This window comes from Nocardioides sp. NPDC058538 (assembly GCF_042719275.1).
GTDB lineage: Bacteria > Actinomycetota > Actinomycetes > Propionibacteriales > Nocardioidaceae > Nocardioides.
Genome location: NZ_JBHXNY010000018.1, coordinates 1 through 25782, shown reverse-complemented (window position 1 = coordinate 25782; position 25782 = coordinate 1). Strand labels below are relative to the sequence as shown.

Below are 25782 nucleotides of genomic sequence, written 5' to 3'. Positions count from 1 at the left end.
GGCACCCTACTCCGAGGCGATGGCCTTGAGGACGTCTTCCCTCCCTGCGCGGATGGCCGGGAGGAGCGCGGCCAGGACGCCGACGACCACCGCGATCGCCATGAAGACGGCCAGCTGGTCGAGCGGCACCCACAGGCTGGTGAGGTCTTCGCGCAGCGCGTCGCGCAGCAGCACCCCGAAGAGCACCCCGAGGGCGAGCCCGAGGACCGCGCCGAGGACCGCGATCGTCACCGACTCCAGGGTGATCATCCGGCGCAGCTGGCCGCGGGAGAGGCCGATGGCGCGCAGCAGCCCGATCTCTCGGGTGCGCTCGATGACGCTGAGGCCGAGAGTGTTGACGATGCCGATCACGGCGATGACGATCGCCAGCGCGAGCAGGCCGTAGATCATGTAGAGCAGCTGGTTGACCTGCCCCTTGATCGACTCGGCGAACTCCTCCTTGTCCTGCACCGCGACCACCGGCTGGTCCTCGACGAGCCTGTCGAGACGGTCGTGGACGACGGCCGGGTCGGCTCCGCGGGCGAGCATGATGCTCAGCGAGGCGTCCTCGCGCGGCACCTTGGCCGCGACGAGGTCCTCGATGCGCACCGTGATGTCGCCGGTGACCTGGGTCTGGGCGATGATCCCGCTGATCTGCGGGCGCTGCTGTCGGCCGCTGACGAAGGTGAGGTCGATGCGGTCGCCGAGCTGCCACTTGTGCTCCTTCGCGGCCTCGTCGGTGACCAGCACCTGGCCGGGCTTGACGTCCTCGCTGCCCTCGAGCACGTCGAGGTCATAGACCTGCGGCAGGTGCTCGTCGACGCCGAAGAGGAACGCGACCTCGTTCTTCTTCGGGTTCTGCAGGTCCACCTTGCCGACGACGGCCTGGGCGATCTGCGAACGGGAGACGGTCGCGACGCCCTCCACCTTCTCCATCTCGTCGCCGATCGAGGTCGGGAACGGGGTGAAGGTCGGGCTCTGCACGACCAGGTCGGGCTTGAACTGCTCCTCGACCACGTCGGAGATCGAGGCGTTCATCGAGGCGGCGAGCACACCGATCAGGGAGACCAGCGCCAGGCCGATCATCAGCGCCGACGCCGTGGCGCCGGTGCGCCGTGGGTCGCGCATCGCGTTCTGACCGGCCAGCTTGCCGGTCATCCCGAAGAGCGCCCCCGAGACCGTACGCAGCGCCGCCAGCACCGGGCGGCCGAGGAACGCGCTGATCCAGGCGACCGAGAGGATCGAGATCCCGGCCCCGACGCCCACCCACAGCGCCGGGCTCGTCGGCACGTCGAAGCCGCCGGGAAGAGTGATCTCCGGGACCCCGATCCGTGGCACCGCGGCGATCGCGAGACCGGCGGCTAGCAGGACGAGCCCCACCGACGTACGCAGGATGGTGGATCTGGCCGGAGGCTGGGTGTCCTCGCGCATCGCAGCCACAGGCGGGACCTTTCCGGCCCGGCGGGAGGGGAGCAGGGCCGCGGCGAGCGTGACGCAGACGCCCACGGCGTAGGAGATCCAGATGGTGCGCGGGGTGAGGACGAGGACGTCGGAGGCGATCTCCAGACCCGCCTGACGGAAGGCGGCGGCCAGGCCGTGGGCGAGCCCCCAGCCGGCGAGGACGCCGATGGTGGCCGCGATCAGCGACATCACCAGCGCCTCGAAGAGCACCGAGGTGGTGACCTGGCGGCGAGAGGCCCCCAGGGCGCGCAGCAGCGCCAGCTGGCGGGAGCGCTGCGCGATCAGGATCGAGAAGGTGTTGACGATGATGAAGGCGCCGACGATGACCGCGATCACCGCGAAGACGATCAGGAAGACCGAGATCACGTCGAGGAACTCGCCGATCGCGTCCTCGGACTCCTCGACCATCTTGTCGCCGGTGACGGCCTCGAACCCCTTCGGGACCACCGTCTCCGCGGCCTCGACGAGCTCCTCCTGGGAGACGCCGGGGGCGGCGGTCAACGAGATCCCGGAGTAGACGTCCTTGCCGTCGGTGAACAGGCTCTGGGCGCCTGCCGTGCTGAAGATCAGCAGCTGTGCGCCGGCGGTGCCACCGCCGTTGAAGGAGGCGGTGCCGGTGAGGGTGACCTTGCGGCGGGTCTCGCCCTGGGGTGCGATCAGGGTGACGGAGTCTCCGACCTGGTAGCCGGCCTTCTCCGCGGTCGCCTCGTCGAGGACGAGCTCCTTGTCCCCGGTCGGCCAGCTCCCTCGGATGAGCTCGAGCGACGGCTCGCCGAGCAGGTTGGGGGTTCCGGTGTGGTTGAACGCCAGCGTCGGCGCACCCGAGCTGCTGACCAGCTTGTCGTCGGTGTCGAGCACGTAGAGCCCCGCGCCCTGGACGACGCCGTCGGCGCGAGCGACCTCCGGCAGCGTACGCAGCTTCTCGATGGCCGCCGGCTCCAGCGTGGCCGCGCCGCCACTGCCGGGGCGGCTGGCCTCGGCCGAGCTGGCGCTGTTGGCCGGGCGTACCTGGCCGTCGGGCGTGGAGCCGTTGATGATCCCGGAGAAGGTGCGGTCGAGCCCGTGCGAGAAGGTGAGCACGCCGGCCAGGAATGCCACACCCAGGACGATCGCGAGCGTCGACATGAGCAGGCGCACCTTGTGCGCGGCGAGGTTGCGCAACGTCAGCCGGAGCACGCCGCCACCTCCCCGCTTCGCGGGGTTACTCCCTCGCTCGGCGCGAACGGACGAGCAAGCTCGCCGCTCGACCTCGCTCCGGTCGTCGCCGTTGCGCAAGCGCCAGAGTACGGACGTGGCGCCGTGCCGATTGTTTGGTTCACTCGCTGACGCTCGTTCATCCTCAGGCGCCTTCGCCGATCGGAGCCAGGCCCATCGCGCGCGCCTGCAGGTCGGCCATGTGGGCCAGGATCTCCTCGCGGCTGGGCTTGGCCAGCTCGTCGACGATGCGGCCGTCGGCCAGGAAGATCACCCGGTCGCAGTAGGAGGCGGCTACCGGGTCGTGGGAGACCATGACGATGGTCTGGCCGAGGTCGTCGACGCTGTGGCGCAGGAAGTCGAGCACCTGGGCGGCCGAGGTGGAGTCGAGGTTGCCGGTCGGCTCGTCGGCGAAGACGATGTCGGGCTTGGAGACCAGTGCCCGGGCGCAGGCGACCCGCTGCTGCTGTCCGCCGGAGAGCTCGCTCGGTTTGTGGGAGAGCCGCGGCCGCAGGTCGACCGTGTCGATGACCTGGTCGAACCAGCCCGGATCCGGCTTCCTCCGGGCCAGCGAGAGCGGCAGCAGGATGTTCTCCTGCGCGGTCAGCGTCGGCACCAGGTTGAACGCCTGGAAGACGAACCCGATCTTGTCGCGCCGCAGCGAGGTGAGGCGGCGGTCGCGCATCTTGCCGAGCTTGCGACCGCCGACGACCACCTCGCCCGTCGTCGGCTTGTCGAGCGCGGCCAGGCAGTGCATCAGCGTCGACTTGCCCGAGCCCGACGGGCCCATGATCGCGGTGAACTGTCCCGCATAGAGGTCCAGGCTCACGCCGTCGAGCGCGCGGACCTCAGCGGCGCCCTTGCCGTAGGTCTTGTGCAGGTCGATCGCCTGGGCGGCGATCTCGAGTCGGTCTGCGTCGGTCACGACCCCAACTCTGGCTCACCCATGGTGAGCGCGCATCGGGGTTCCTACCGATTTCACACTTTCTGGTTCAGCAGCCCCGTGTCGACGTCATAGATGAACCCACCGACCTTGACGTCCTCGGGGACGAACGGGTGCGCCCGGACCTTGGCGACGTCCTCGGCGAGCGCACGCGCCTGGTCGTCGACGACGACGGTCAGGTCGAGCCAGGAGGCGTCCTGGCCGGCGGACTCGGCGAGCTTGGCGCGCAGCTCGGCCTCGGTGTTGGAGGCGACCGCACAGCGGGTGTGGGGCACGATCAGGATGCGCTTGACGTTGAGGAGGTGCACGCCGAGCACCAGCGCCTCCATCGCCTGCGGGGTCACCCGGCCACCGGGGTTGCGGAAGATCTTGGCGTCCCCGAGGCTCAGGCCCAGCATGGCCAGCGGCTCGATGCGGGAGTCCATGCAGGTCACGATCGCGACTCCGGCGTGGGCGACACCGTCGAAGCCGCCGGTGTCGAACGCGTCGGCATAGGTCTGGTTCGCGGCGAGCAGGTCATCGAAATCGGCCATGACGCCAAGGTAGCCGATATCCGCGGGCCGTCCTCACGCTGTTTCAGATAGCGTGCGCGATGTGATCGATGCCCTACTCGAGCCCAGTGACCTGCCCCACCGCCTGCCCCGTTTCGCGGACATCTCGATCGAGGACTACGGCCCGGCGATCGAGCAGGGGATGGCCGAGCAGCTGGCCGCGCTCGCCGCGATCACGTCCTCCGCCGACGAACCGACGTTCGAGAACACCCTGGTCGCCCTGGAGCGGTCCGGTGAGCGGCTGGACCGCGTCCTGCGGGTCTTCTTCTCGCTGCTCTCCGCGGACTCCGACGACGATCTGGACGAGCTCCACGCTGCGTACGCTCCGCGGCTGGCGGCCCACCACGACGCGCTGCTCCTCGACGACGCGCTCTTCGCCCGGGTGAACACGGTCTACGAGAAACGGGCCGAGCTGGAGGGCGAGCACCGCTATCTGGTCGAGCGCTACCACCGCGACTTCGTGCTCGCCGGTGCTGCCCTGGGGCCTTCCGAGAAGGCCCGGCTGCGGGAGCTCAACCAGGAGATCTCCGGCCTGGAGGCGGCCTTCGGGCAGGCAGCGCAGGCCGACTCCAACGACCTCGCCGTGGTCGTCGACACCGTCGAGGAGCTCGCCGGGCTGACCCCGGGGGAGATCTCCGCGGCTGCGGCGGCCGCCGAGGGCAGGGGGCTGGCGGGCAAGTTCCTGATCACGCTGACCCTGTTCACCGCCCACCCCTACCTGTCGGTGCTCGAGAACCGGGAGCTTCGGCAGCGGCTGTTCGAGGCGCAGCGCGCCCGCGGCTCGCGCGGCAACGCCAACGACACCCGCGGCATCGCGCTCGACGCGCTGCGGCTGCGGGCCGAGAAGGCGCAGCTGCTCGGGTTCGACAGCTACGCCGGTCTGGTGACCGCCGACAACACGGCCGGCACGCCGAAGGCCGTCCGCGACATGCTGGAGCGGCTGGCCGCGCCGGCGGCTCGCAACGCCCGGGCCGAGCAGTCTGCGCTCGAGGCATCGGCAGGCGGACCGATCGAGGCCTGGGACTGGCCCTACTACGCGGAGAAGGTCCGGGTCTCGGAGTACGACGTCGATCTCGCCGTCCTGCGGCCGTGGTTCGAGGCCGACCGGGTGCTGCGCGACGGCGTCTTCTTCGCCGCCGGCCGGCTCTACGGGCTGACCTTCGAGGAGCGCCCAGACCTGCAGGGCTACCACCCCGAGGTACGCGTCTTCGAGGTCTCCCGCGACGGCGAGCCGATCGGGCTCTTCCTGCTCGACCTCTACACCCGGGACTCGAAGAAGGGCGGTGCGTGGATGAACTCCTACGTCACCGCCAACACCCTGCTCGGTGAGCCGTCGGCGGTCGTGACGAACAACCTCAACGTGCCCAAGCCGGCGCCGGGGGAGCCGACGCTGCTCACGTTCGACCAGGTCAACACCCTCTTCCACGAGTTCGGGCACGCGCTCCACGGGCTGCTGGCGCGGGCGACGTACCCGCGGTTCGCGGCGACGTCGGTCTACCGCGACTTCGTCGAGTACCCGTCCCAGGTCAACGAGATGTGGATGCTCTGGCCCGAGGTGCTCGCCAACTACGCCGTGCATCACGAGACCGGTGACCCGATCCCGGCCGACGTGCTCGGCAAGCTCGAGGCGTCCGCCACGTTCGACGAGGGGTTCGCGACCTCCGAATACCTGGCCGCCGCGCTCATCGACCTGGCCTGGCACGAGCTCGGTCCGGCCGAGGTGCCGACCTCGCCGGAGGCCGTGGAGGAGTTCGAGGCGGCCGCGCTCTCGGCTGTCGGCCTCGACAACCCGGCGGTGCGGTCGCGCTACTACACGGCGTACTTCAAGCACATCTTCGGTGGCTACGCCTCGGCCTACTACTCCTACATCTGGTCCGAGGTCCTCGACGCCGACACGGTCGCGTGGTTCAAGGAGAACGGCGGCCTGACCAGGGAGAACGGCGAGGCGTACGTCCGTTATGTGATCGGCATCGGCGGCACTCGGGACCCGCTGGAGTCCTACGCGGAGTGGCGCGGCCGGCCGGCCCCGATCGCGCCGCTGCTGGAGCGTCGCGGCCTAGCCTGAGGCGTTCGAACCACCGCCGAGCGGCGCCTGCCCGGCGGCACTCCGATCGGGACGTACGCAGCCTCGGTGCTGCTCCGCGATCCCGAGGTGGTCCAGGGGCGGCCGGGTGACGCATCTGCGATACCGCGTCGAGGGTCCGGCCGACCCTGGCCACTCGGCCTGGAACGCTCGAGGGTCAACGGTCCCGCGGATCAGCGGGACCTGCCCAGCTGGACTGCGGGTCGCTGGCGGGAAAGGTCTCTTCCTCGATCTCGTCCTGGGGGTCGCGCTCGTCGCCCTCCTCCTCGACCCGCTCCGGGGTGGGGAAGGGGATCGGCGACTCGGTGCTCTCGTCAGCGCCGGTCACGGGGTCCTGAGTTTCTTTCTCGACCATGGTGGTTCTTCTCCCATCTGAAGACTTCGCTGCTGTCGTCGATGCCGTTCAGCACCCACTGTGCCACGCCACTATCGGCTCAGTGCGTCCTTGACACGGTCGACGATGGAGTGGAACGGCATCGTGGCCACCTGCTTGGGCACCGATCCGGAGGAACTGGGGTGAGGATGGGTCGGCGCCACGAGCTCGGTCGCGGTCAGGCGCTTGCCCATCATGTGCCTGGACGTCTCGTCGATCGTGCTGAGAAGCAGCGGGAACTCGACACGCTCCTCCTCCTCGGTGTGCTGCTCGACCGCGATCTGGAAGATCGGGAAGGTCTCGTCGAACTCGGGGCTGTCGACACCGACCTCCTCGAGCCGGGCCAGCATCTCGGTGGCCTCCTTCTCGTCGGCACTGAGCGCCTTGGCGAGCGTCTCGCCGCCATGGGTCGAGGTGACCGTGTGGACGACGATCTGCTCGGCGGTCTCGTGCACCGTGAGCAGGACCCGGAGGTCGTCGAACGCCTGGCGCTTGGCAGGGCCTTCGGAGTGCCCCACCGTGGCGCAGAGCTGCCGGATGCCGGCGTGCTGCTGCAGCAGGATCCTGACCACGTCGCCGTCGGGTAGCTCGGAGGCCTTCTCGAGGGCTTCGGTGACGTGCGACATGGGCTGCTCCTGTCTCGGATTCGTGGACATAAGCCCAGGTACCCACGGCGTGTTCTGCTCATACGCCTGTCCAATTGACCACCGATCTGAGAAAGTTCAAGAGTGATGAGGTCGGGGGTGTTGAGGGTCGCGGTGGTGAGCCCGCAGGAGGTTGTCGTGCGCGGGCTGGTCAGCATGCTGGCGGACTATCCCGACCGGCTGGTCGTGACGGCTCTTCCAGCGGTACGAAGCCGGGCGCCGGGCGTCGACGTGATCCTCTACGACACCTTCGGTCTGTACCTGAGCGACGGCGCCGATCTGCAGCATCTGGTGCACGAGACCGACGCCAAGGTGCTGATCTTCAGCCGCGACATGCGCCCCGATCTGAGGGCCCAGGCCCACGCGCTGGGAGCCCATGCCTGGGTGTCGATGAGCGTGCACGCCGGTGAGCTCGTACGCAGCATCGAGCTCACCGCCGCAGGCGAGCCGGTCGGCGTGAACGAGGACCGGATGAGCACGCTCGCCGGGCTCAGCACTCGTGAGGTCGAGGTGCTCGCCCTGATCACCCAGGGGCTGTCCAACAAGGAGATCGCCGAGAAGCTCGTGGTGAGCGTGAACACGCTCAAGAGTCACATCCGTCAGGCCTACCGAAAGATCGATGTCACCACCCGCAGTCAGGCGGTGAGCTGGGCGATCACCCACGGGTTCGCGCCGCCCGACGAGAATTCTCTGGAGTCGGGTGCATCGGTGGCGGCACGGATGGTTACCGATAGCTTATCGACAGAGCAGTCTGGGTGACTTCCGCCTGCCGCGGTGTGGGGGTGGACACCACGATTGCACTGTCGGTGCCGCGGTCTCGGCAACGGACCCGGGACCGCGGTTCTAACCCTCAGGGGTGAGTGCGCTGTGGGGGTTCAGCTCACCCCTGAGGGCCATTTCCTCCCCTGAGCGTGGAGATCTGGCTGGCCTGCGCGAAAGACTCGGACCATGGACAGGACGCAGGAAGCATCGCCGTTGCCTCCGCTTCAGCAGGACTTGCCGCTTCTGGCTCCGCTTCAGCAGGAGGATCTGGTCGTGAGTCACCTCCCGGTGGCCCGTTCACTCGCCGCCCGCTACTCGGGCCGCGGCGTCGAGGCCGATGACCTTCGCCAGGCCGCGCACATGGGGCTGGTGAAGGCTGCTCGCCGCTACGACCCCGCCGAGGGTGAGTTCCTGACCTATGCCGTGCCGATGGCCAAGGGCGAGATTCGTCACTGCTTCCGCGACCTGGCCCGCTGCGTACGTCCGCACGGTGGCGACGATGAGCTGCTCGAGCAGATGGGGGAGCTCGACCCCGGCTTCGATCGCGCCGAGGCGCGAGCCGTGGTCGCGGGGGCGATCGGCGATCTCCGTGAGACGGACCTGACGATCCTGCGGCTGCGCTTCGTCGACGGTCTTTCTCAGGCCGAGATCGGCGAGCGGATCGGTGCCACCCAGGCGCAGGTCTCCCGCGCCCTTGTCCGGATCATCCGCCGGATGCGGATCGCCGTCGCCGCGTAACCGATGCGTCTGGTGGGTACCGGTAGGTATGACTACCCAAGCCGTCATCTTCACCGTGATCGGGGTGATCGTGATCCTGGCCGGCATCGCCGCCTGGCTCTACGACGCCCGCCGAAACAAGCGCGTCGCCGATGACGAGGAGCGCTTTGATCAGCCGAGAAGGAGGAGCTGAGATGCCGCAACGTGCCTGGAGCAAGAAGCGAGAACGACAGTACGAGCACGTCAAGGAAGGTCTGCTCGAGCGCGGTGAGAGCGAGGACACCGCCGAGGAGATCGCGGCTCGTACGGTGAACAAGGAGCGTGCCCGCGGGGGAGAGTCCCGCGAACGCAGCCGCACCTCGACCAAGGACATCTCCTCAGGCCGCCGCGGTGGCTTGCGCAGTCACCGCGGCTCCGGTGGGCGTACCAAGGCTCAGCTGTACGAAGAGGCCAAGGACAAGAACGTCAAGGGGCGTTCGAAGATGAACAAGGCTGAGCTCGAGAAGGCGGTTGGGCGTTAGCAGAGTCGATCTCCCACCTACGCAGAAGTTCCCCACCCTCCGGAGGGCGGGGAACTTCTGCGTAGGTGGGGGACGCTTCGAAGGCCGATAGCAGCCAAGGGCTACGGATGCGGCCGAGAGACGTAAGCCGTCGAGGTCCGTTCGAAGACGCCGTCAGCGGTCTCCGGAGACGGCGCGGTGGGAGCCCGGTGGTGGCCAGGGCGCGCGAGCGGGAAGGTCTCGGACAGGATGCCGAGCCGATCGCGGGCCAGGCCCATGGTGATGCCGGCTCCGTCACGTAGCTTCTCGTACGTGGCGGCGGGGTAGCGGCCGACGACGTAGCCGGCCACCCCGCCGAGGGCGAAGGTGAAGAGGCTGCGTTTGGTCCTCACTTCTTCCCGCCTCCCTTGAACTTTCGCAGCAGTGCGTCGGTGCCCTTCTTGCGGATGACGGTCGTGGCGACGGTCATCACGACCGGGACGGCGAAGGCGGCGATGGCCGCGATCCGCTTGCCCCAGGACGACCCCTGCCACTTGGTCTTGGGCGTCGTGCCGTTCCACAGCGAGCGCTGAGCGTCCTTGGCCCGCTCGCCGGTGATCGTTGAGTACGACATGCCAGATCTCCTTGTGTCGCGGTCGGCTTCCGTGTCCCGTACCCGTGGTGGGTGCAGGTCATGCAGCGATCCCTACTCCTTGGAGCTGCTCACGGAGCTCATCGATGATCCGGGTCAGGATCCGGGAGACCTGGGTCTGGGTGACGCCGATGGCCTCGCCGATCTCAGCCTGGCTACGGTCCTCGATGAAGCGCAGCCTCACCACGAGCTGGTCACGCGGGCACAACACGTGGATCGCCTGCTCCAGCGCCAGGCGGGTCTCGCAGTCGGCGAGTCCGCCGTCGATGGCGGGCAGCATGTCGCCGATGGTCGCCTCTGCGGAGGAGTGCGCCTCGCCGGCACGCAGCGGGGCGTCCAGCGAGGTGGGGGTGAAGCAACCGCGGGCATCGAGCGCCTCGCGTACCTTCTGCTCCGGCACGTGGGCGATCTCGGCCAGCTCTGAGGTGGGCAGATGGCCTCGCTCCGAGCCGATTCGCAGCAGTGTGCTCTGCAGCTCCTGGATGGGGCGCGGCGGCCGCACCGTCCAGCCGTGGTCACGGAACCAGCGCTTCACCTCACCGCGGATCGTGGGTACGGCATAGGTGAGGAAGTCGTCGGCACGATCGGGATGGAAGCTCTTCGCGGCCCTGACGAGGGCGGTGTAAGCCACCTGCTCCAGGTCCGCACGCGGGATGCCACGGCCGGTGTAGCGGTGCGCGATCGAGCGGGCGACCGCGGCGTTGAGCAGGATCACCTCCTCGAGGATCCGGTCCTGCTCCTCTCCTTCCGCGGTGTGCGCCTTCGCCAACAGCTCCGAAGTCAGTCGTTGGCGCTCGGCCCGGGGTAGGTCTGTCTCGAAAGTTGTCGTCGTCATGTGTAGGTAGTGCCCGACTCGGCCGTCTCCCAACGGCTTCGCCGCAAGGTTCACCCCCGCGGGTGTGCGTCGTCGACGCCGCAACCACCCCTGGGGGTGGTAAGTGCGCCGACCGGGCTGTGCCGGATGGCTGCGGGTACCGACCGGGAATGAGAATCCTGATCTGGCGCGTGCACGGCTCCTGGACGACGGCGTTCGTGCACGGCCGCCACGACTACCTCCTTCCGACGACGCCCGACCGTGGCCCCGACGGTCTCGGCCGCGCCGGGACGTCGGACTGGCCGTCGGCCGCCCGTGAGGTGAGCAGCGAGACCCTCGCGGACGAGGAGGTCGACATCGTCGTCCTGCAGCGTCCTCACGAGGTCGAACTGGCCGAGAAGTGGCTCGGCGGGCGGCGTCCCGGCCGCGACCTGCCCGCCGTCTACCTGGAGCACACCACCCCCGCCGGCGGGGTCCCCGACACCCGCCACCCGATGGCGGGCGGCAGCATCCCGATCGTGCATGTGACCGGCTTCAACGACCTCGTCTGGGACTGCGCCGGCACCCCGACCACCGTGATCGAGCACGGCATCCTCGACCCTGGTCGCCGCTACACCGGCGACATCGAGCGCGCCGGAATGGTCGTCAACGATCCCGTACGCCGAGGCCGCTCGGTCGGCGCCGACCTCATCCCGGCGCTGGCCGAGGGCGTCGGCGCCGACGTCTTCGGCATGCGCGTCGAGCGCCTGCCGGCGTACCAGGGGCTGCGGACGTACGAGGACCTCTCGCAGCAGGACCTGCACGATCACCTCCCACGGCGCCGCGTCTACGTCCACCTCAACCGCTGGACCTCGCTCGGACTCTCGCTGATCGAGGCGATGCACCTCGGCATGCCGGTCGTCGCCCTGGCCACGACCGAGACTCCGCTCGCGGTGCCGCACGAGGCCGGCTTCGTCACCACTCGCCGCGACGAGATCGTCCCGGCCGTACGCCACCTGATGAAGGATCCCGACGTCGCCGAGGAGGCCGGGCTCATCGGACGCCGGCACGCGAGAAAGCGCTACGGCCTGGAGCGGTTCCTCGATGAGTGGGACGACGTGCTCCGGTGGGTCACCACGGGCACGGCCGCATGAGGCGGCGGGTAGGGATCAACGAGCTCTGTCCCGACCTGCTCGCCGCGCACTGCTCATGGGAGAAAGTTTTCGCGCTCTCTCGAGGTTTGCCGGACCGGAGGGTTTACGGGCACGCGAGCGTGGGTACCGGGAGGGCTGTACATCCGTGCAGGGTGCCGAGGAGGCGGAAAGCCCTGCTCCGTAACCGCTTGGACGACGAGGTCTGAGCAATCCCCCACAACAACTACACACCGAGGTGAGATCGAATGGCACTAATTCTCTGGCTGATCGCGGCAGTCCTGGTCATCGGCGGCATCCTGGCCCTTGTACGCGGCCAGATCCTATGGGGAGCAGTCCTCATCGTGGTCGGCCTGTTGGTCGGCCCCGGTGGAGTAAGCATCTTCACGTAGACACCATGCGGCCCGGGCCCTCGAAGGCCCGGGCCGCTTGGCGTCCGGCGTGAAGTCTGCTGCGCCCACTGTGCCCACGCGTTCGGCGTGACGGGTGTGAGCGACCGGGTCACCAGCGGCTCCTGAGTGCGTACGCCCCGTCCGATCGCTCAGCGGCGCTCGGCGAACCGCAGGGCGCTGTGGTGCTCGTGGGCCAGGCGGCGAAGGCAGAGCAGGAACTCCCCGAGGACGACCTGCCCCAGGACCATCTGCTCCATCATCGCCTCGCGGTCCTGGGTGCCGTCGATCTGATCGAGCTCGTAGGCGGCGATCGCATCGACGAGGGGAAGGTAGGTCGCCGCGCCCTCGGGGTCGGTGGGCAGACCGCTGTCGAGGATGACCTCGATGATCCCGGCGAGATGGTCGCGCTCGGGGGCATCGGCCCTGACCTCGGTCCATCCCGCCTGGGCGACGATCTTGTCGGCGAGCTCGCGGGTGTGATCGCCGCGGGCCGCGGGGACGCTCGTCTCGACACGGAGCGCGTCGCAGGCCTTGCCGAACATGTCGTGCACCGACGCGGTGCGGTCCTGGGTCGCGTCGACCAGCGCCTTGAGCGCCCCGACGGGGACGGCGCCGACGTCGCGAAGCACGCGGAGCAGGCGCAGGCGGCGTACGTGCTGGTCGTCGTAGTCGGCCAGGCGCTCGGAGAGCTTTCTGCCGGGGGAGAGGAGGCCCTCGCGGACGTAGTACTTGATGGTCGCGACGCTCACGCCGGTCGATTCGGCTAGTTCGGAGATCCGCATCGTTCCTCCGGGAACTGGTTGACAGCGCTGCTGGATAGGAGCACTATCTTAGACTAGATACTATCGCTATCCAGTCAGGGGGACCGGAATGTCGAAGATCGCCCGGGGCTATCGGGAGGCTCCTGAGAACGTGCCGGACGGCGTCACGCCCGGCCATAGCGTCGCCGAGGTCGGCACCGACGAGGTCGTGGTGTTCCTGATCGGGATGCGCATCCACCGCTGGCACAAGGTGCGCAGCTGGTTCCCGGCGTTCGTCGGGATGCCGCGGATGCTCGCCGAGCTCGCCAAGAAGCCCGACCTCGGGCTTCTCTCCGCACGCAGCTACTGGTCGGGGAGGGCGTTGCTGACGGTGCAGTACTGGCGCAGCGTCGAGGACCTCGGCCGCTTCGCCAAGGACCCGTCGCTCACGCACGCTCCCGCCTGGGCCGCCTTCAACCGGCGCACGGCCTCGACCGGCGACATCGGGATCTGGCACGAGACCTATCGGGTCCCCGCCGACCAGGTCGAGACGCTCTACGGCAACATGCCGGCCTTCGGCCTCGGTGCCGCGCTCGGGGTCGTCGAGCGTGCCTCCGGACGGCGGAACGCGACCCACGAGCGAATGGGCTCCACCCGTCCGGAGTACGTCGAGACCTCTACAGTGCGGTGACGGTCTCGGTGGGGGAGAGCGCCTGGGTGGGCGCGCCCCGCAGCAGCACGACGGAGAGCAGGGCGGCGATCCCGGCGCAGACCGCGGCGCCGGCGAAGACGGTGTGCTCCTGGGCGATGGCGGCGCCGATGAGCAGGTCCTGGTAGTCCTCGCACATGCCGCCGTCGGTGCACACCGACGACAGCGACGGCAGGTCGGCCTGGGCGGCGTAGTAGCTGCGCAGGCCGATCGTGGTCAGCGCCGAGATGCCGACCAGCATGCCGACCATGCGGGCCACCACCGTGAACGAGGTGGTCAGGCCGTGCATCGACTGCTCGGTCGTGGCCAGTATCGCCGCGTTGACCGGCGCCAGGGCGAGGCCGAAGCCGAGGCCGCCGGCGACGAGCACGACGGTCGCCGACAGCGAGCGCAGCGCGTCGGCGTCCCAGCGGGCCATGAGCACGAACGCCACCGCGGCCAGCAGCATCCCGCCACCCGCGATCACGCCGGCCGGCAGCCGCCGGGTCAGGAAGCCACCCAGCACGGCACCCACCGGCAGCGCGACCAGGAACTCGAGCAGCACCAGAGCCGCCTTCAGCTGGCTGTCGCCGTAGATCGTGGTGCGGGCGAAGAGTGGCACGTCGATCAGCGCCGCCACGAGCGCGGCGCCGACGAAGAAGGAGATCAGCACCGAGCCCCACGCCGGCGTCCGGGCGAACGCGCCCCGCGGCACGATCGGGTCCTGCGCCCGGCGCAGGTGGAAGACGAAGCCGAGCAGCGCCAGCCCGCCGGCGATCAGGTACCAGGTGCCCTGCTCGGAGAAGACCGCCACCTCGGGGTCGGCGGTCGCGAAGGCCAGGATCACCCCGGCGAGGGCGAACGAGAGCAGCAGCGCTCCGAGGATGTCGACCTCGGCGGCGATCCGGCCGAGCAGACGGCGTACGTTCGGCCGGAGGCCGCACTTCACCAGGCTGGCGAGGGTCGCGATGATCGTGACCAGGCCCAGCGGGGTCAGCCAGCGAGTCTCCCCGGCCGCGGGCACGTAGAGCGCGCCCCAGGTCAGGTCCTGGACCAGCGCGGTCGGCTCGATCGCCAGCAGCACGAACGCGGCGCCGGCGACCAGCAAGAGCAGCAGCGCGATCAGGTCCGGTCGGCTGGGGCCATCTGGGACAGCGCCCGAGCGGCCCATCTGCCTGATGGCGCTCGCCAAGATGGCGCCGACGACGAGGTTGAGCACGAAGATCGCGCGCCAGTCCGCGACAGCGAGCACGGCCGCTCCGATGAGCGGCCCGAGCACCGAACCGAGCTCCTGGACCGCCGAGACCAGCCCGAGCGGAACCCCACGGCGCTCAGCGGGGTAGAGCGCCGCGACGAGCGCGAGGGTCGCCGGCACGAGTGCGCCACCGCCCAGCCCCTGGAAGAACCGGCCGACGACCATCGCGGCCAGGTCCCACGACAGGGCCGTCAGGAACGAGCCGAACGCGAAGACGACCAGCCCGCCGACGAGCACCGGCAGGTGCCCGAGGAGATCGGCGAGCCGTCCGATCAGCGGCAGCACAGCCACGTAGCCCAGCAGGAACCCGGAGATCAATGGCGCGGCCCGCTGCAGCTCCTCGATCGAGAGCCCGACGCCCGCCATCATGTCCGGGAGCGCCAGCACGACGACGTAGGTGTCCGCGGCGGCGAACGCCACCGCGATCGCGGCGAGCCAGAGGACCGCTCTCACGGCTTGGCGATCTCCTTCTCGACGCCGTACTCGGTCACGTCGATCGTGTAGGAGTACGCCGCCTCGCCCTCACCGCTGAAGTTGCCCTTGATGGTGGCCTCGGTGAGCTCGTCGGAGTCGTTGATGATGTAGGTGACGTCGAAGTCGCCGGTCGCGCCGGCGAGGATCTTCTGGACCGCTGTGTCCGGGAGCGTGCCGGTGTAGGTCGAGAGGATCTCGTCGTTGTCGGCGCCGCCGCGTACCGACTTGCCGATCTTCACGTCCTCGGTCGCGGCGAGCAGCGAGGAGATGCCGGTCTCCGGCGCGATCAGCGCGGCCGGGTCGGGCACCCCGTAGTCGGCCGGGTCGAGCTCTTGGAACGTGGTCGTGAACGGCAGCTTCGCGTAGACGACGTCATCGACCGAGACCACCTCGACCTGCGCCTCAGCGCCCATGACCGGCACCGTCAGGGTGCCCTCGAAGGCGGGCTCACGGGTCAGGGTCCCGGTCGCCGCCTTCAACGTGGTGATGCCCTCGGGCAGGTCGTCGGAGGCGATCGAGAAGTTGATCCCGCTCGTCTCGTCGAGGTGCTTCTGCGCCGCCGCGAGCACCTGCTGCGGCGTACGCCCCTTGGCCGGGTCCTCGTCGCCGCAGGAGGTGAGCACCAACGTGGCGGCGAGGAGGGCGACGAGAGCGAAGGCGAGGCGTGGCAGGCTCAGGGGCATGCGGGTCAGAATGCCACGCCTGGCAACCCTCACGCTGTCCAGGTGGCTTCATCGGCGGTGCTGACGGGGCGCGGGGTCTCCAGGCACCGCCGGATGGTGGTGACGATGCTGCCGGCGGTGAAGAGCTCGTGATCCGGGGAATCGCCCACACGTACGTCATGGATCCGGTCAACAAGTGCGAGCAAGGCGTATTGCGCGTCCGCCTTGACTCGGAGGTCCGTGGTGCGCCCGTCTCCGGACTGGACCAGGTCCGCGAGAGCGAGCAGTGCTCGGGCCGTGTGTGGCCGCAGCTCCGGGCCGAGCCCGACCTGATCGTTTCCCGCCCGCTCCTCCTCTTCGAGGAGCTGGGTGAGGTCCTCGACCAGCATGCACACCCGCTCGAGGCTTGCTGCCTGCTCGAGCTGTCTCTCCAGGCGGTGTCGGTGGTGTTTGTGACGCCTGTTGGCGCGGGCTGCATCGAGGACGAGCTGTCTGGCGACGCGCATCCGCTGCACCGCCGGCTCCAGCTCCGCCCGGCAATCACTCCATTGGGTCTGCGTCGGCGGCCCATCGCCTTGCAGAGCATGTGCCACCAGACGAAGCTGGACGACCACCTCGGCCCGCACGTCATCTATCGCCCGCTCTGTGGGCGCGAGAGGCAACTGCGGGAAGAGCATCGTCATCACGACCCCGATCGCGGCCCCGATCAGGGTCAAGCCGCCGAAGGCGCTCACGAACGCCACCGGATCCTCCGTGCCGATGATCAGGACGAACAAGGCTGCCGTCGGGACCCAGTGGCCCTGGTCGTCGAGCCAACCCGAGCTCCCCGCGATCGTTCCCACAACGATGACCAGAGCCACGGTCGCGGGGCTGGGCGTGAGGACGGCCGCGATGGCCAGCGCGATCGCCGAGCCCAGCCAGATGCTGATGATGCTCTGGACGGATTTGCGCACCGAGCCCATCACGGTCGCGGACATCGCTACCACGGCACCGAAGGGCGCGTAGTAGGGAAATTCGCCCGCCGGCCCGGGGAAGACCGCACCGACCCAGAAGGCGATGGCTCCTGCGGCAGCCGTCGTCAGGCCCTGACCCCATGGAAGCCGGCGGACTCGCGCGCGGAAGGGAGCCGATCGCCCCGTCGCGGGCGTGACGGCAGTTGTCATGGCGTGCCCCCTCCTTCGGTGACGGAGCGACCCGGTACCCGGGAATGCCGGTTCATGACCTCCTTGGAGTCGAGTCCCGACGACGCTCAGCAAGGAGACTCAGCCGATCCGGCGTGCGACCGACGACCCGTGTCCGCGCGCCCGCGTACGGGATTCAGGCGGTGACGGCCACGTCGCGGGTGAGGACGCGGCGGGTGAAGAGGGCGAGGAGGAGGGCGACGGCGCCGACGAGGACGACGGCGGCGCCGAGACCGCCGAGGGCACCGGTGAAGGCGATGACCAGGAGCGGGCAGACGAACTCGCCGAGGAACAGGGCGGCGGTCCACAGGCCCGTGCCGCGACCGCGCTGCTCGAAGGTGAGACCGGACTGGGCCCAGACGAGCAGGGTGGGCAGCATCAGGCCGGTGCCCGCCGAGGCGATGACCGCGCCGAGCACGATGACCGGCACCACCGAGGTGGCACCGAGCACGACCAGACCGATCCCGGCCAGCCCGAAGGCGACCGGCAGGAGCGTGGCGGTGCCGCGGCCGGAGACCCGGCCGAAGGTGTACGCACCGCCGGCCGTGGCGAGCGAGGCGAGTGCGGTGAAGGCGCCGATGGTGGGGACGGCGGTGATCCCGGCGGCGTCGAGCAGGTAGGGCAGCTCCACGATCGGGGTGTAGAAGACGATGCCGCCGACGACGCTGACCGCGCACGGCAGCGCGAGGGTGCGAGGCAGCGGCGGGAGAGGGGTGCGCTCCCCGGCCGGAGCGTTCTCGCCGGCGGGCTGCCAGATCAGCGCCGCGGCCAGGACGAGGAAGAGCAGGCTGGAGGCGTAGAGCCAGAACGGGTTGCGCCAGTCCTGAGCGCCCAGTGCCCCGCCGAGAGCGAAGAACACGGTGGCCGACAGCGAGGCGAACACGGTCTGCATGCCCAGCCAGCGGTCGCGCTCGGTCCCGGAGAAGTAGTCGGAGATCAGCGTGGTGCAGCAGGTCATGATCGCCGCCTCGGCGACGCCGACCCCCGCCCGGCTGAGCACGATCGCCGCCAGCCCGTCCAGCCACAGCGGTGCGGTGCCGAAGACGGCGTAGACGGCCAAGCCGGTCAGCAGCAGCCGCTTGCGCCCGAACGTGTCCACGATGCGACCCGCGAACGGCGCCAGCAGCGCGATCATCAGCGCCGGGACGGTGAGGGAGAGCGGGACCAGCGCGGTCGCGGCGCCGCTGTCGCCGAAGTGGTCCTGCATCCGGGGCAGGACGGGAGCGAGCAGCACCGCGCCCAGGACCGGCAGGCAGCTCATGAACATCAGCAGGAAGCCCTGCGTGCGTCCGGCTTGCCGGACGGGCGTGAGGGTGTCGGACATGGGGTCTCCATGGATCGGGCCGAGATCGTGTGACAGCAGTCACAGCATCGTGGGAGATCCAGGAGGTATTGCGGAAGCCAAACCTGCTTCTGCCCGGTATCAGCCTCGTCGATAGCCCGACGTCAGTCCGACTCCTCCAGGCGCGCGGCGGCACGCGTCATCATCCGGCGCAGCCAGCCGTGCGCCGGGTCCGCGCGATGGGCGGGGTGCCACCAGAACGCCTCCTTCAGCGGGATCACGTCCCAGGGGCAGTCGAGGATGCGTACGCTGGCAGTGCCCGCCAGCCGGGTGGCGAGCTGGCGCTGCAGGAGGGCGACGCGGGGGGTCCCCGCGACCAGGAACGGGACCGGAAGGAAGCTCTCGGTCACCACGTGGACGTCGGGCTCGACCCCGATCATGCTGAGCTGGCGTACGGCCGGCGTGAAGGCGGTCGGGGCGTGGTGGGTGACGACCCAGGGCATCTCGGCGAGCTGCTCCATGGTGATCGTCTCGCCGACGGCGTCGTTGTCGGCGGACACGACCAGCACCCAGCTGTCGGTGTGGAGCTCGGCCGCGGGCAGGTCGTGGAGGAAGCCGTGAGGGAGGACCATCCCGTCGACGTGCCGCAGCGACTCCGGCGCCTGGTCCACGTCGTGGTGGGTCTGCAGCTGGAACCGGAGGCGTACGCCGGGGGCCTCGCGGGCCAGCTCGGTGGCGAGGTGGTCGCCGAGGACCGTCGTGGAGTAGTCCGAGGCGACCACGGTGAACTCGCGCGTCGAGGTCGCCGGATCGAAGCCGGGTTCGGCCTCGAAGACCCGCCGGACCCCGGCGAGTGCTGTCGTGGTGGTACCGCGCAGCTGGGCAGCGAGCGGGGTGAGGTCGTAGCGGTTGCCGGTGCGGACGAGGAGCTCGTCGCCGAAGTGGCGTCTCAGGCGCCGCAGAGCCGCCGAGACTGCCGGCTGGCTCAGTCCGAGCCGCGCGGCCGCGCGGGTCACGTTGCGCTCCTCGAGCAGCGCGTCCAGGGAGAGCAGCAGGTTGAGATCGAGGTTGCGGAGCGGCTCGGTTGCCATGGTCTGACTATAAACACGGTGTATATACGGGATAGGAAATCTGCTCTTCCCGAATAGTTGCGTGCGGTTCAGAGTGGTGCTCGTCACTCCACCATCTCGCACAACAGGGAGATCTCATGCCCGCCATCAGCTCGGTTCTCGTCATCGGTGCCGGAACCGCCGGGACGGCGACCGCCATCCTGCTCGCCGAGCGGGGCGTCTCGGTCGACCTCGTCGAGGCCAAGCCGGACGTCTCCGCCCTCGGCTCCGGGATCACCCTGCAGGGCAACGCGCTGCGGGTGCTGCGCGACCTCGGCGTGTGGGAGCAGGTCCGCGCCGAGGGCTATGGGTACGACACTCTCGGGCTGCGCGCGCCCGACTCGGCCGGGACGCTGCTGGTCGAGCTCGAGGACCACCGCACCGGCGGTCCGGAACTGCCCGCGACGATGGGGATGTACCGGCCCACGCTGGCCCGGATCCTGCTCGAGCGGGCCAGGGCCGCCGGGGCCAAGGTGCGCTTCGGGGCCACGGCGACCGAGCTCTCCCAGGACGAGACCGGCGTCGACGTCGCGTTCGCGGACGGGTCGCACGGACGCTACGACGTCGTCGTCGGCGCCGACGGGGTGCGGTCGTGGACGCGGCGGGCGATCGGCGTCGACGTCGAGCCCGAGCCGGTCGGCATGGGGATCTGGCGGGCGTTTACCCACCGGCCCGACTCGGTCGCCCGTACCGACCTCGTCTACGGCGGGCCGTCCTACATCGCCGGCTACTGCCCGACCTCGGAGGAGAGCCTCTACGCCTACATCGTCGAGCCCGCCCAGGACCGGAGCGGTCTGACGGCCGAGGAGGGCCTGGCGGTGATGCGCGAGCTCGCGGCGGCCTATCACGGCCCCTGGGACGAGATCCGCGGATCGCTGACCGATCCGACGCGGGTCAACCACACCCACTTCGAGAGCCACGTCGTCGACGGCCCTTGGAACCGCGGCCGGGTCGTGATCATCGGCGACGCCGCCCACAGCTGCCCGCCGACCCTCGCCCAGGGCGCCGCTCAGGCGCTCGAGGACGCCGCCGTGCTCGCCGAGCTGCTCACCGGCCACGACGACCTGGCCACCGTCTGGCCCGCGCTCACCGAGCGCCGGCTGCCCCGCGCGCGGGCGGTCGTCGAGGCCTCGCTCCAGCTCTGCGCCTGGCTGAAGGCGCGCGAGCGCGGTGACGTGCCCGGGCTGATGGCCCGCGTCGCCGCCCTCGTCACCCAGCCCGCCTGACCACCCCATCTCACGAGGAGAACACCGTGACCGACCCAATGACCGACCCAATGACCGAGACCATCATCGAGACCCCGCCCGCCGAGCGGCTGATCACCCACCTGCGCCACGTCGACCTGGCCGTCCCGGACTACGAGCGGCAGCTGGAGTTCTACACGAACACCTGGAAGCTCAAGGCCGAGACGACCGACAGCGGCCTGGCGTTCCTGGCCGCGGAGGGCTCCCCGGAGCACTACTCCGTCCGCCTGCGCCGCGCCGACGACAAGCGCCTGGACCTGATCGCGTTCGGTGCGGCCAGCCCGGCCGACGTCGACGCGATGGCCGAGCGCCTCGGCCGTGCCGGGGTGAAGCTCGTCAGCGAGCCGGGTCCGGTGCTGACGCCGGGCGGTGGCTACGGCTTCCGTTTCTTCGACAACGACGGACGTACGGTCGAGGTCTCCTGCGATGTTGCCGTGCGTCAACATCGCAGGATCGAGGAGGGCGAGTCGGTCCCGGTCAAGCTCTCCCACGTCGTCATCAACTCGCCCAACCCCGAGCAGACGGTGGCGTTCTACCAGCGCCACCTCGGCTTCGCGCTCTCCGACACCCTGATGCACCCGCGGCTGGGCTCGATGATGTGGTTCCTGCGTACGAACCGGTTCCACCACAGCCTCGCGATCGCCCGCGGGCCGCACGTCGCGCTGCACCACGCCTCCTTCGAGATGCGCGGCCTGGACGAGTACATGCGCGGCACCGGGCGCCTGCTCCGGGCCGGCGTGGAGAAGATCTGGGGCCCGGGACGGCACCTGGCCGGCAACAACACCTTCAGCTACTTCCTGGACCCGCACGGCAACACCGTCGAGTACACCACCGAGCTCGAGGAGCTCGAAGAGGACAACTGGCACCCGCACCTCCACGACTTCAGCGACCCGAATGTCTCCGACCAGTGGGGCACGGCCAACCCGATGGACGAGCTGATAGCCGGCAAGTCCTTCAACGACCCGGACAAGGGCGTCTTCGTCGCCCCGCCGGTCTGAGGAGGACCGATGAAGCTGGCAACCTTCCGCGACCCCGACCTCGACGTGCCGCGCGTCGGTCTGGTCACCGAGGACGGACTGCACCCGTTCGCCGTCCGGCACACGATGCGCTCGCTCATCGCCGCCGGCCGCGACGTGCTCGACCGCGCCGCCGACCATGCCCGGGCAGCGGATGCCATCGACCTCGCCGAGGTCGAGCTGCTGGCGCCGCTGGAGCCGGCCTCGGTGCGCGACTTCGTCGCCTTCGAGGAGCACGTCGAGGGCGTACGCCGCTCGGTCGACGGCGCCGTCGGCGTCCCTGACGCCTGGTACGACGCCCCGGCCTTCTACTTCACCAACCCGCACGCGATCCTCGGACCGGGCGCGGAGGTCCCGTTCCCGGCGGCATGCGCGGCCCGCGACTTCGAGCTGGAGGTCGCCGCCGTCGTCGGGGCCGAGGGCCGGTCGGTCCCGCCGGAGGAGGCCGGGGCGTACGTCTTCGGCTACACGATCTTCAACGACTGGTCGGCTCGTGACCTGCAGGGCCGCGAGATGCAGGTCGGTCTCGGGCCCGCCAAAGGCAAGGACTTCGCGACCACGCTCGGGCCGTGGATCGTGACGGCCGACGAGCTCGAGCCGTATTGGGACGAGGACGGCTTCCTCGACCTGCTGTGCACCGTGTCGGTCAACGGCGTCGAGGTCGGCCGCGACCGACTCTCGAACGCCGGCTGGACCTTCGAGACGATGATCGCGTACGCCTCCCGCGACTCCCGCGTGGTCGCCGGCGACGTCCTCGGCTCGGGCACCGTCGGCAACGGCGGCTGCCTGGCCGAGCTCTGGGGCCGTCATGGCTCGCAGGAGCCGAAGCCGCTGCAGCCCGGTGACGTGGTCACCCTCGAGGTCCAGGGGATCGGCACCCTCACCAACACCGTCGGCGTCGCGCCGCCCGCCCCCGAGCTGCCGCCGGTTCGGCGTCGCGACAGTGCCGCCCGGGTGGCAGCTCGTGAGGCGCCCCGATGAGCTCGCTGGCCGGACGTACGGTCGTGGTCACCGGAGCCGCCTCGGGAATCGGGGCGGCGGTCGTCGCCGCCGTGACCGCGGAAGGTGGGACGGCGGTGGGCGTCGACCGCGAGGCGGCGCCCGGCGTACGGACGCTCGACGTTCGCGACGAGGACGCCTGGGCCGAGTTGACCCGCGAGCTTGCCGGGCCGGTTCATGGGCTGGTGAGCTGCGCCGGCGTGACCCGCCGCGCTCGCGTTGGCGCGGCGAGCGTCGCTGACATGCGGGACGCCCACGACGTCAACGTGCTCGGGCCGCTGCTCGGGATCCAGGCGCTGGCGCCACTGATGCCGGCCGGCGGGTCGATCGTCACCATCGGGTCGCTCGCCGCGCTGCAGGGGCACTATCCGGTGGCCTACACCACCAGCAAGTGGGCCGTTCGCGGGCTCACGCACACCGCGGCGCTCGAGCTGGGGGAACGCGGGATCCGGGTCAACGCCGTACACCCGGGCTTCATCGAGACCGCCATGACCGCCTCCGCGCCGGTTGCATTCCGAGAGGCCTCGGTCGCCGCCGCTCCGCTCGGCCGCGTCGGCACGCCCGAGGAGGTCGCGTCGGTCGTGGTCTTCCTGCTCGGCGACGGCGCGGCATACGTCACCGGTGCCGAGATCCCCGTCGACGGCGGGGTCGCCTCGCACGCCGGCGCCAAGGCCGTCTCCGACGCCCTGCGCTGAGATTCATCGATAAGAAGAGGACAAGAGATGTTCGAGTACTTTCCCGGCAACTACGTGTGGAACCTGGGTGTGGTCGCCACGCTCAACTCCGGCGGCCTGATCGACGAGGTCGACCGCGCCTGCCGGCCGCTGAAGGAGCTGGCCGCGCAGGGCTCCGACGTGGGCACGGCCGAGTTCATGGCCGCCTGGCGCGGTGTCGCCGACCAGCTCGAGGAGCAGTCGGCCGAGGCCGAGAAGGCCGGCCACCGGCGTACGGCGGGACAGAAGCTCTTCCGCGCCTCGGTCTACGTCTCCCAGGCCGAGCGGATGCAGAGCGCGAAGGACCCCGGCCGCAACGCCGAGTACCAGCGCAGCGTCGACCTGCTGGTCCGCTCCTTCGAGCTGCTCGAGCAGCCGACGGTGAAGGTCGCCATCCCGTACGTCGAGAACGGCCGCGAGACCACCCTGCCCGCCTACTTCCACCCGGCTGGTCGCGACGGGGAGGCGACGCCGGTCATGATCGTGTGGAACGGTCTCGACTCGACCAAGGAGATGATGGTCGGCGCCGGCGTCCACACCGAGCTCGCCGCCCGCGGCATCTCGACGCTGATGGTCGACTGCGGCGGCGCCGGTGAGGCGCTGCGCCTCGACGGCCTCACCGCGCGCGTCGACACTGAGGCCTGGGCCGCGGCCTGCGTCGACTGGCTCGAGACGCGCTCGGACGTGCGTGCCGACCGGATCGGGCTCGTGGGCTGGTCGCTGGGCGGCTACTACGCGCCTCGCGCCGCGGCGTACGAGAAGCGGCTGGCGCTGTGCGTGGCCTGGGGTGCCAACCACGACTGGGGCGCGGTGCAGAAGCGCCGGCTGCAGCGCGAGGGCGAGAACCCGGTGCCGCACTACTGGGACCACGTGCTGTGGGTGTGGGGGCAGCCCGACATCGACACGTTCATCGACTTCGCCGAGTCGATCAAGCTCGATGGGGTGGTCGAGGAGATCAGCGTGCCGTTCCTGGTCGCCCACGGGGAGAACGACCGTCAGATCCCCTTGGCCTATGCGCAGAGGTCGTTCGACCAGGCGGTCAACAGCCCCAAGCGTGAGCTGCGGATCTTCACGCCCGAAGAGGGCGCCACCGAGCACATCGGCCTGGACCACTTCCCGCACGTCGTCGGATTCATCGCCGACTGGGTCGCGGACACCTTCGCCGAGCTGGACGCCTCGTGACCGTCCTGGATCGGAGCGATCCCGAAGGCGAGATCGCGAAGACTGTCGCCCGCGTCTCCAACTGGGGGCGCTGGGGCGAGGACGACGTCCGCGGGACGATGAACTTCCTCACCGACGCCAAACGGGTCTCGGCTGCGGGGCTGGTGCAGACCGGACGGTCCTACTCGCTCTCGCTGCCCTTCGACATGGACGGGCCGCAGAACGGCTGGCGGCGGCGTACGAATCCCGTGCACACCATGCTCGACACCGGCACCGACGCGGTCGCCGGCATCCAGGGGTTCCCGCACGGGATCGGCGGCGCGGACGACGTCATCGCGATGCCGCTGCAGTGCTCGACCCAGTGGGACGGGCTCGGCCACATCTTCGACCACGGACGGGCCTGGAACGGCCGCCCGGCGGAGTCGGTGGTGACCTCGCTGGGCGACGGTGTCACCGGGATCGAGACGGTCGCCGACGTGGTCTGCGGTCGAGGGGTGCTGCTCGACGTGGGCCGCGTTGTCGGCACCGACGGAGAGCTTCCCGACGGGTTCGCCATCACCGAGGAGCACCTGGAGCGCACCATCGCCGCCCAGGGTTCGGTTGTTGGCCGCGGCGACATCGTCGTCGTACGCACCGGGCAGCTCTCCCGCGCCCGCCGAGGTGTCACGGCCGGCGAGGGCTGGGGCGGCTACGCCGGGGGAGCGGCCCCCGGCCTCTCCTTCACGACCGCCGACTGGCTGCACCGCACCGAGATCGCCGCGATCGCCACCGACACCTGGGGCTTCGAGGTGCGCCCGAACGAGTTCGACGACGCCTTCCAGCCGCTGCACCAGGTCGCGATCCCGCACCTCGGCCTCTTCCTGGGCGAGATGTGGGACCTGGACGGCCTCGCCTCCGCATGCGCCGAGGACGGGCGCTACGACTTCCTGCTCACCGCGGCGCCGCTGCGCGTCACCGGCGCCGTCGGTGCCCCGGTGAACCCCATCGCGCTGCGCTGATCAGCAACGCTGGTCGAGCCGCGAGCGCCAGCGAGCGTGTCGAGACCAACACGGTCCCATCGGCGCTCGATAGGACCGTGTTGGTC

The 25782-nt window shown here is 69.9% G+C and carries 28 protein-coding genes; 14 read left to right on the top strand and 14 right to left on the bottom strand.

What is annotated here, in order from left to right; all coding sequences use genetic code 11:
• Window positions 1-6 precede the first annotated feature (6 nt).
• The 3 genes from ACFWQC_RS16840 to ACFWQC_RS16830 form a co-directional block, all read right to left on the bottom strand.
• Complete coding sequence (locus ACFWQC_RS16840) at window positions 7-2616, bottom strand: ABC transporter permease (protein WP_378680123.1); 2610 nt, start codon at window positions 2614-2616, stop codon at window positions 7-9.
• Between the two features lie 163 nt (window positions 2617-2779).
• A complete protein-coding gene (locus ACFWQC_RS16835) occupies window positions 2780-3559 on the bottom strand; it encodes an ABC transporter ATP-binding protein (protein WP_378680120.1) in 780 nt (259 codons plus the stop codon).
• A 53-nt stretch (window positions 3560-3612) separates the two neighbouring features.
• A complete protein-coding gene (locus tag ACFWQC_RS16830; protein ID WP_378680117.1) occupies window positions 3613-4110 on the bottom strand; it encodes a beta-class carbonic anhydrase in 498 nt (165 codons plus the stop codon).
• 61 nt (window positions 4111-4171) lie between these two features.
• Between ACFWQC_RS16830 and ACFWQC_RS16825 the strand changes: the two genes are divergently transcribed.
• Window positions 4172-6193, top strand: a complete 2022-nt coding sequence (locus ACFWQC_RS16825; RefSeq protein ID WP_378680115.1) for a M3 family metallopeptidase — start codon at window positions 4172-4174, stop codon at window positions 6191-6193.
• A 175-nt stretch (window positions 6194-6368) separates the two neighbouring features.
• Here the strand turns inward: ACFWQC_RS16825 and ACFWQC_RS16820 are convergent, their stop codons facing one another.
• Window positions 6369-6566 carry a hypothetical protein gene (locus ACFWQC_RS16820; RefSeq protein ID WP_378680112.1) on the bottom strand — a complete coding sequence of 66 codons (198 nt, stop codon included), beginning with the start codon at window positions 6564-6566 and terminating at the stop codon, window positions 6369-6371.
• A gap of 71 nt (window positions 6567-6637) precedes the next feature.
• Window positions 6638-7210 (bottom strand): hemerythrin domain-containing protein, encoded by a 573-nt coding sequence (locus ACFWQC_RS16815; protein WP_378680109.1) that lies wholly within the window; start codon window positions 7208-7210, stop codon window positions 6638-6640.
• A gap of 135 nt (window positions 7211-7345) precedes the next feature.
• Between ACFWQC_RS16815 and ACFWQC_RS16810 the strand changes: the two genes are divergently transcribed.
• The 4 genes from ACFWQC_RS16810 (at window position 7346) to ACFWQC_RS16795 (ending at window position 9228) form a co-directional block, all read left to right on the top strand.
• Entirely contained in the window at window positions 7346-7987 is a 642-nt protein-coding gene (locus tag ACFWQC_RS16810) for a response regulator transcription factor (RefSeq protein ID WP_378680107.1), read from the top strand.
• Window positions 7988-8263: 276 nt separating this feature from the next.
• The gene (locus ACFWQC_RS16805; protein WP_378680105.1) at window positions 8264-8728 is read left to right on the top strand and encodes a sigma-70 family RNA polymerase sigma factor; all 465 of its coding nucleotides are present in this window, start codon (window positions 8264-8266) and stop codon (window positions 8726-8728) included.
• 28 nt (window positions 8729-8756) lie between these two features.
• Window positions 8757-8900, top strand: a complete 144-nt coding sequence (locus ACFWQC_RS16800; protein WP_378680103.1) for a hypothetical protein — start codon at window positions 8757-8759, stop codon at window positions 8898-8900.
• A 1-nt stretch (window position 8901) separates the two neighbouring features.
• A complete protein-coding gene (locus tag ACFWQC_RS16795) occupies window positions 8902-9228 on the top strand; it encodes a plasmid stabilization protein (protein WP_378680100.1) in 327 nt (108 codons plus the stop codon).
• A 101-nt stretch (window positions 9229-9329) separates the two neighbouring features.
• Here ACFWQC_RS16795 and ACFWQC_RS16790 read toward each other — a convergent pair whose 3' ends face one another.
• Genes ACFWQC_RS16790 through ACFWQC_RS16780 form a run of 3 tightly spaced genes read right to left on the bottom strand, consistent with a single transcriptional unit; the run spans window position 9330 to window position 10673 of the window.
• Window positions 9330-9599 (bottom strand): hypothetical protein, encoded by a 270-nt coding sequence (locus ACFWQC_RS16790; RefSeq protein ID WP_378680097.1) that lies wholly within the window; start codon window positions 9597-9599, stop codon window positions 9330-9332.
• Window positions 9596-9820 (bottom strand): hypothetical protein, encoded by a 225-nt coding sequence (locus tag ACFWQC_RS16785; RefSeq protein ID WP_378680094.1) that lies wholly within the window; start codon window positions 9818-9820, stop codon window positions 9596-9598. The genes ACFWQC_RS16790 and ACFWQC_RS16785 overlap by 4 nt, the downstream gene beginning before the upstream one ends.
• Window positions 9821-9878: 58 nt before the next feature.
• A complete protein-coding gene (locus ACFWQC_RS16780; RefSeq protein WP_378680091.1) occupies window positions 9879-10673 on the bottom strand; it encodes a sigma-70 family RNA polymerase sigma factor in 795 nt (264 codons plus the stop codon).
• A gap of 149 nt (window positions 10674-10822) precedes the next feature.
• Between ACFWQC_RS16780 and ACFWQC_RS16775 the strand changes: the two genes are divergently transcribed.
• Window positions 10823-11785, top strand: coding sequence for a glycosyltransferase (locus ACFWQC_RS16775; protein WP_378680088.1), 963 nt, complete (start codon window positions 10823-10825; stop codon window positions 11783-11785).
• Window positions 11786-12030: 245 nt separating this feature from the next.
• Window positions 12031-12174 (top strand): GPGG-motif small membrane protein, encoded by a 144-nt coding sequence (locus tag ACFWQC_RS16770; RefSeq protein ID WP_328531433.1) that lies wholly within the window; start codon window positions 12031-12033, stop codon window positions 12172-12174.
• A 149-nt stretch (window positions 12175-12323) separates the two neighbouring features.
• Here the strand turns inward: ACFWQC_RS16770 and ACFWQC_RS16765 are convergent, their stop codons facing one another.
• The gene (locus ACFWQC_RS16765) at window positions 12324-12956 is read right to left on the bottom strand and encodes a MerR family transcriptional regulator (protein ID WP_378680084.1); all 633 of its coding nucleotides are present in this window, start codon (window positions 12954-12956) and stop codon (window positions 12324-12326) included.
• An 88-nt stretch (window positions 12957-13044) separates the two neighbouring features.
• Here ACFWQC_RS16765 and ACFWQC_RS16760 point away from each other — a divergent pair, with 88 nt between their 5' ends.
• Window positions 13045-13605: a DUF4188 domain-containing protein gene (locus tag ACFWQC_RS16760; protein WP_378680082.1), complete on the top strand. Its 561-nt coding sequence runs from the start codon at window positions 13045-13047 to the stop codon at window positions 13603-13605.
• Here the strand turns inward: ACFWQC_RS16760 and ACFWQC_RS16755 are convergent.
• The 5 genes from ACFWQC_RS16755 to ACFWQC_RS16735 all read right to left on the bottom strand — a co-directional run bounded on the left by ACFWQC_RS16755 (window position 13592) and on the right by ACFWQC_RS16735 (window position 19547).
• The gene (locus tag ACFWQC_RS16755; RefSeq protein ID WP_378680079.1) at window positions 13592-15310 is read right to left on the bottom strand and encodes an MFS transporter; all 1719 of its coding nucleotides are present in this window, start codon (window positions 15308-15310) and stop codon (window positions 13592-13594) included. The genes ACFWQC_RS16760 and ACFWQC_RS16755 overlap by 14 nt on opposite strands.
• Window positions 15307-16014 (bottom strand): LppX_LprAFG lipoprotein, encoded by a 708-nt coding sequence (locus ACFWQC_RS16750; RefSeq protein WP_378680076.1) that lies wholly within the window; start codon window positions 16012-16014, stop codon window positions 15307-15309. Before ACFWQC_RS16750 ends, ACFWQC_RS16755 begins: the two co-directional genes overlap by 4 nt.
• 29 nt (window positions 16015-16043) lie before the next feature.
• Window positions 16044-16955 (bottom strand): hypothetical protein, encoded by a 912-nt coding sequence (locus ACFWQC_RS16745; protein WP_378680073.1) that lies wholly within the window; start codon window positions 16953-16955, stop codon window positions 16044-16046.
• A gap of 355 nt (window positions 16956-17310) precedes the next feature.
• Window positions 17311-18498, bottom strand: coding sequence for an MFS transporter (locus ACFWQC_RS16740; RefSeq protein WP_378680070.1), 1188 nt, complete (start codon window positions 18496-18498; stop codon window positions 17311-17313).
• 122 nt (window positions 18499-18620) lie between these two features.
• A complete protein-coding gene (locus tag ACFWQC_RS16735; protein WP_378680066.1) occupies window positions 18621-19547 on the bottom strand; it encodes a LysR family transcriptional regulator in 927 nt (308 codons plus the stop codon).
• Window positions 19548-19663: 116 nt separating this feature from the next.
• Between ACFWQC_RS16735 and ACFWQC_RS16730 the strand changes: the two genes are divergently transcribed.
• From ACFWQC_RS16730 to ACFWQC_RS16705, 6 genes are read left to right on the top strand one after another with little or no spacing between them, the layout of a single operon-like run.
• On the top strand, window positions 19664-20791 hold the full coding sequence (locus ACFWQC_RS16730) for an FAD-dependent monooxygenase (RefSeq protein WP_378680063.1): 1128 nt from the start codon (window positions 19664-19666) through the stop codon (window positions 20789-20791).
• A 26-nt stretch (window positions 20792-20817) separates the two neighbouring features.
• Window positions 20818-21807 carry a VOC family protein gene (locus ACFWQC_RS16725; RefSeq protein ID WP_378680061.1) on the top strand — a complete coding sequence of 330 codons (990 nt, stop codon included), beginning with the start codon at window positions 20818-20820 and terminating at the stop codon, window positions 21805-21807.
• Window positions 21808-21816: 9 nt separating this feature from the next.
• Window positions 21817-22806 (top strand): fumarylacetoacetate hydrolase family protein, encoded by a 990-nt coding sequence (locus tag ACFWQC_RS16720; RefSeq protein WP_378680057.1) that lies wholly within the window; start codon window positions 21817-21819, stop codon window positions 22804-22806.
• The gene (locus ACFWQC_RS16715) at window positions 22803-23519 is read left to right on the top strand and encodes an SDR family NAD(P)-dependent oxidoreductase (protein ID WP_378680054.1); all 717 of its coding nucleotides are present in this window, start codon (window positions 22803-22805) and stop codon (window positions 23517-23519) included. Before ACFWQC_RS16720 ends, ACFWQC_RS16715 begins: the two co-directional genes overlap by 4 nt.
• Before the next feature lie 27 nt (window positions 23520-23546).
• Window positions 23547-24719, top strand: coding sequence for an alpha/beta hydrolase family protein (locus tag ACFWQC_RS16710; RefSeq protein WP_378680051.1), 1173 nt, complete (start codon window positions 23547-23549; stop codon window positions 24717-24719).
• Window positions 24716-25696: a cyclase family protein gene (locus ACFWQC_RS16705; RefSeq protein ID WP_378680048.1), complete on the top strand. Its 981-nt coding sequence runs from the start codon at window positions 24716-24718 to the stop codon at window positions 25694-25696. The genes ACFWQC_RS16710 and ACFWQC_RS16705 overlap by 4 nt, the downstream gene beginning before the upstream one ends.
• The last annotated feature ends 86 nt before the right edge of the window (window positions 25697-25782 follow it).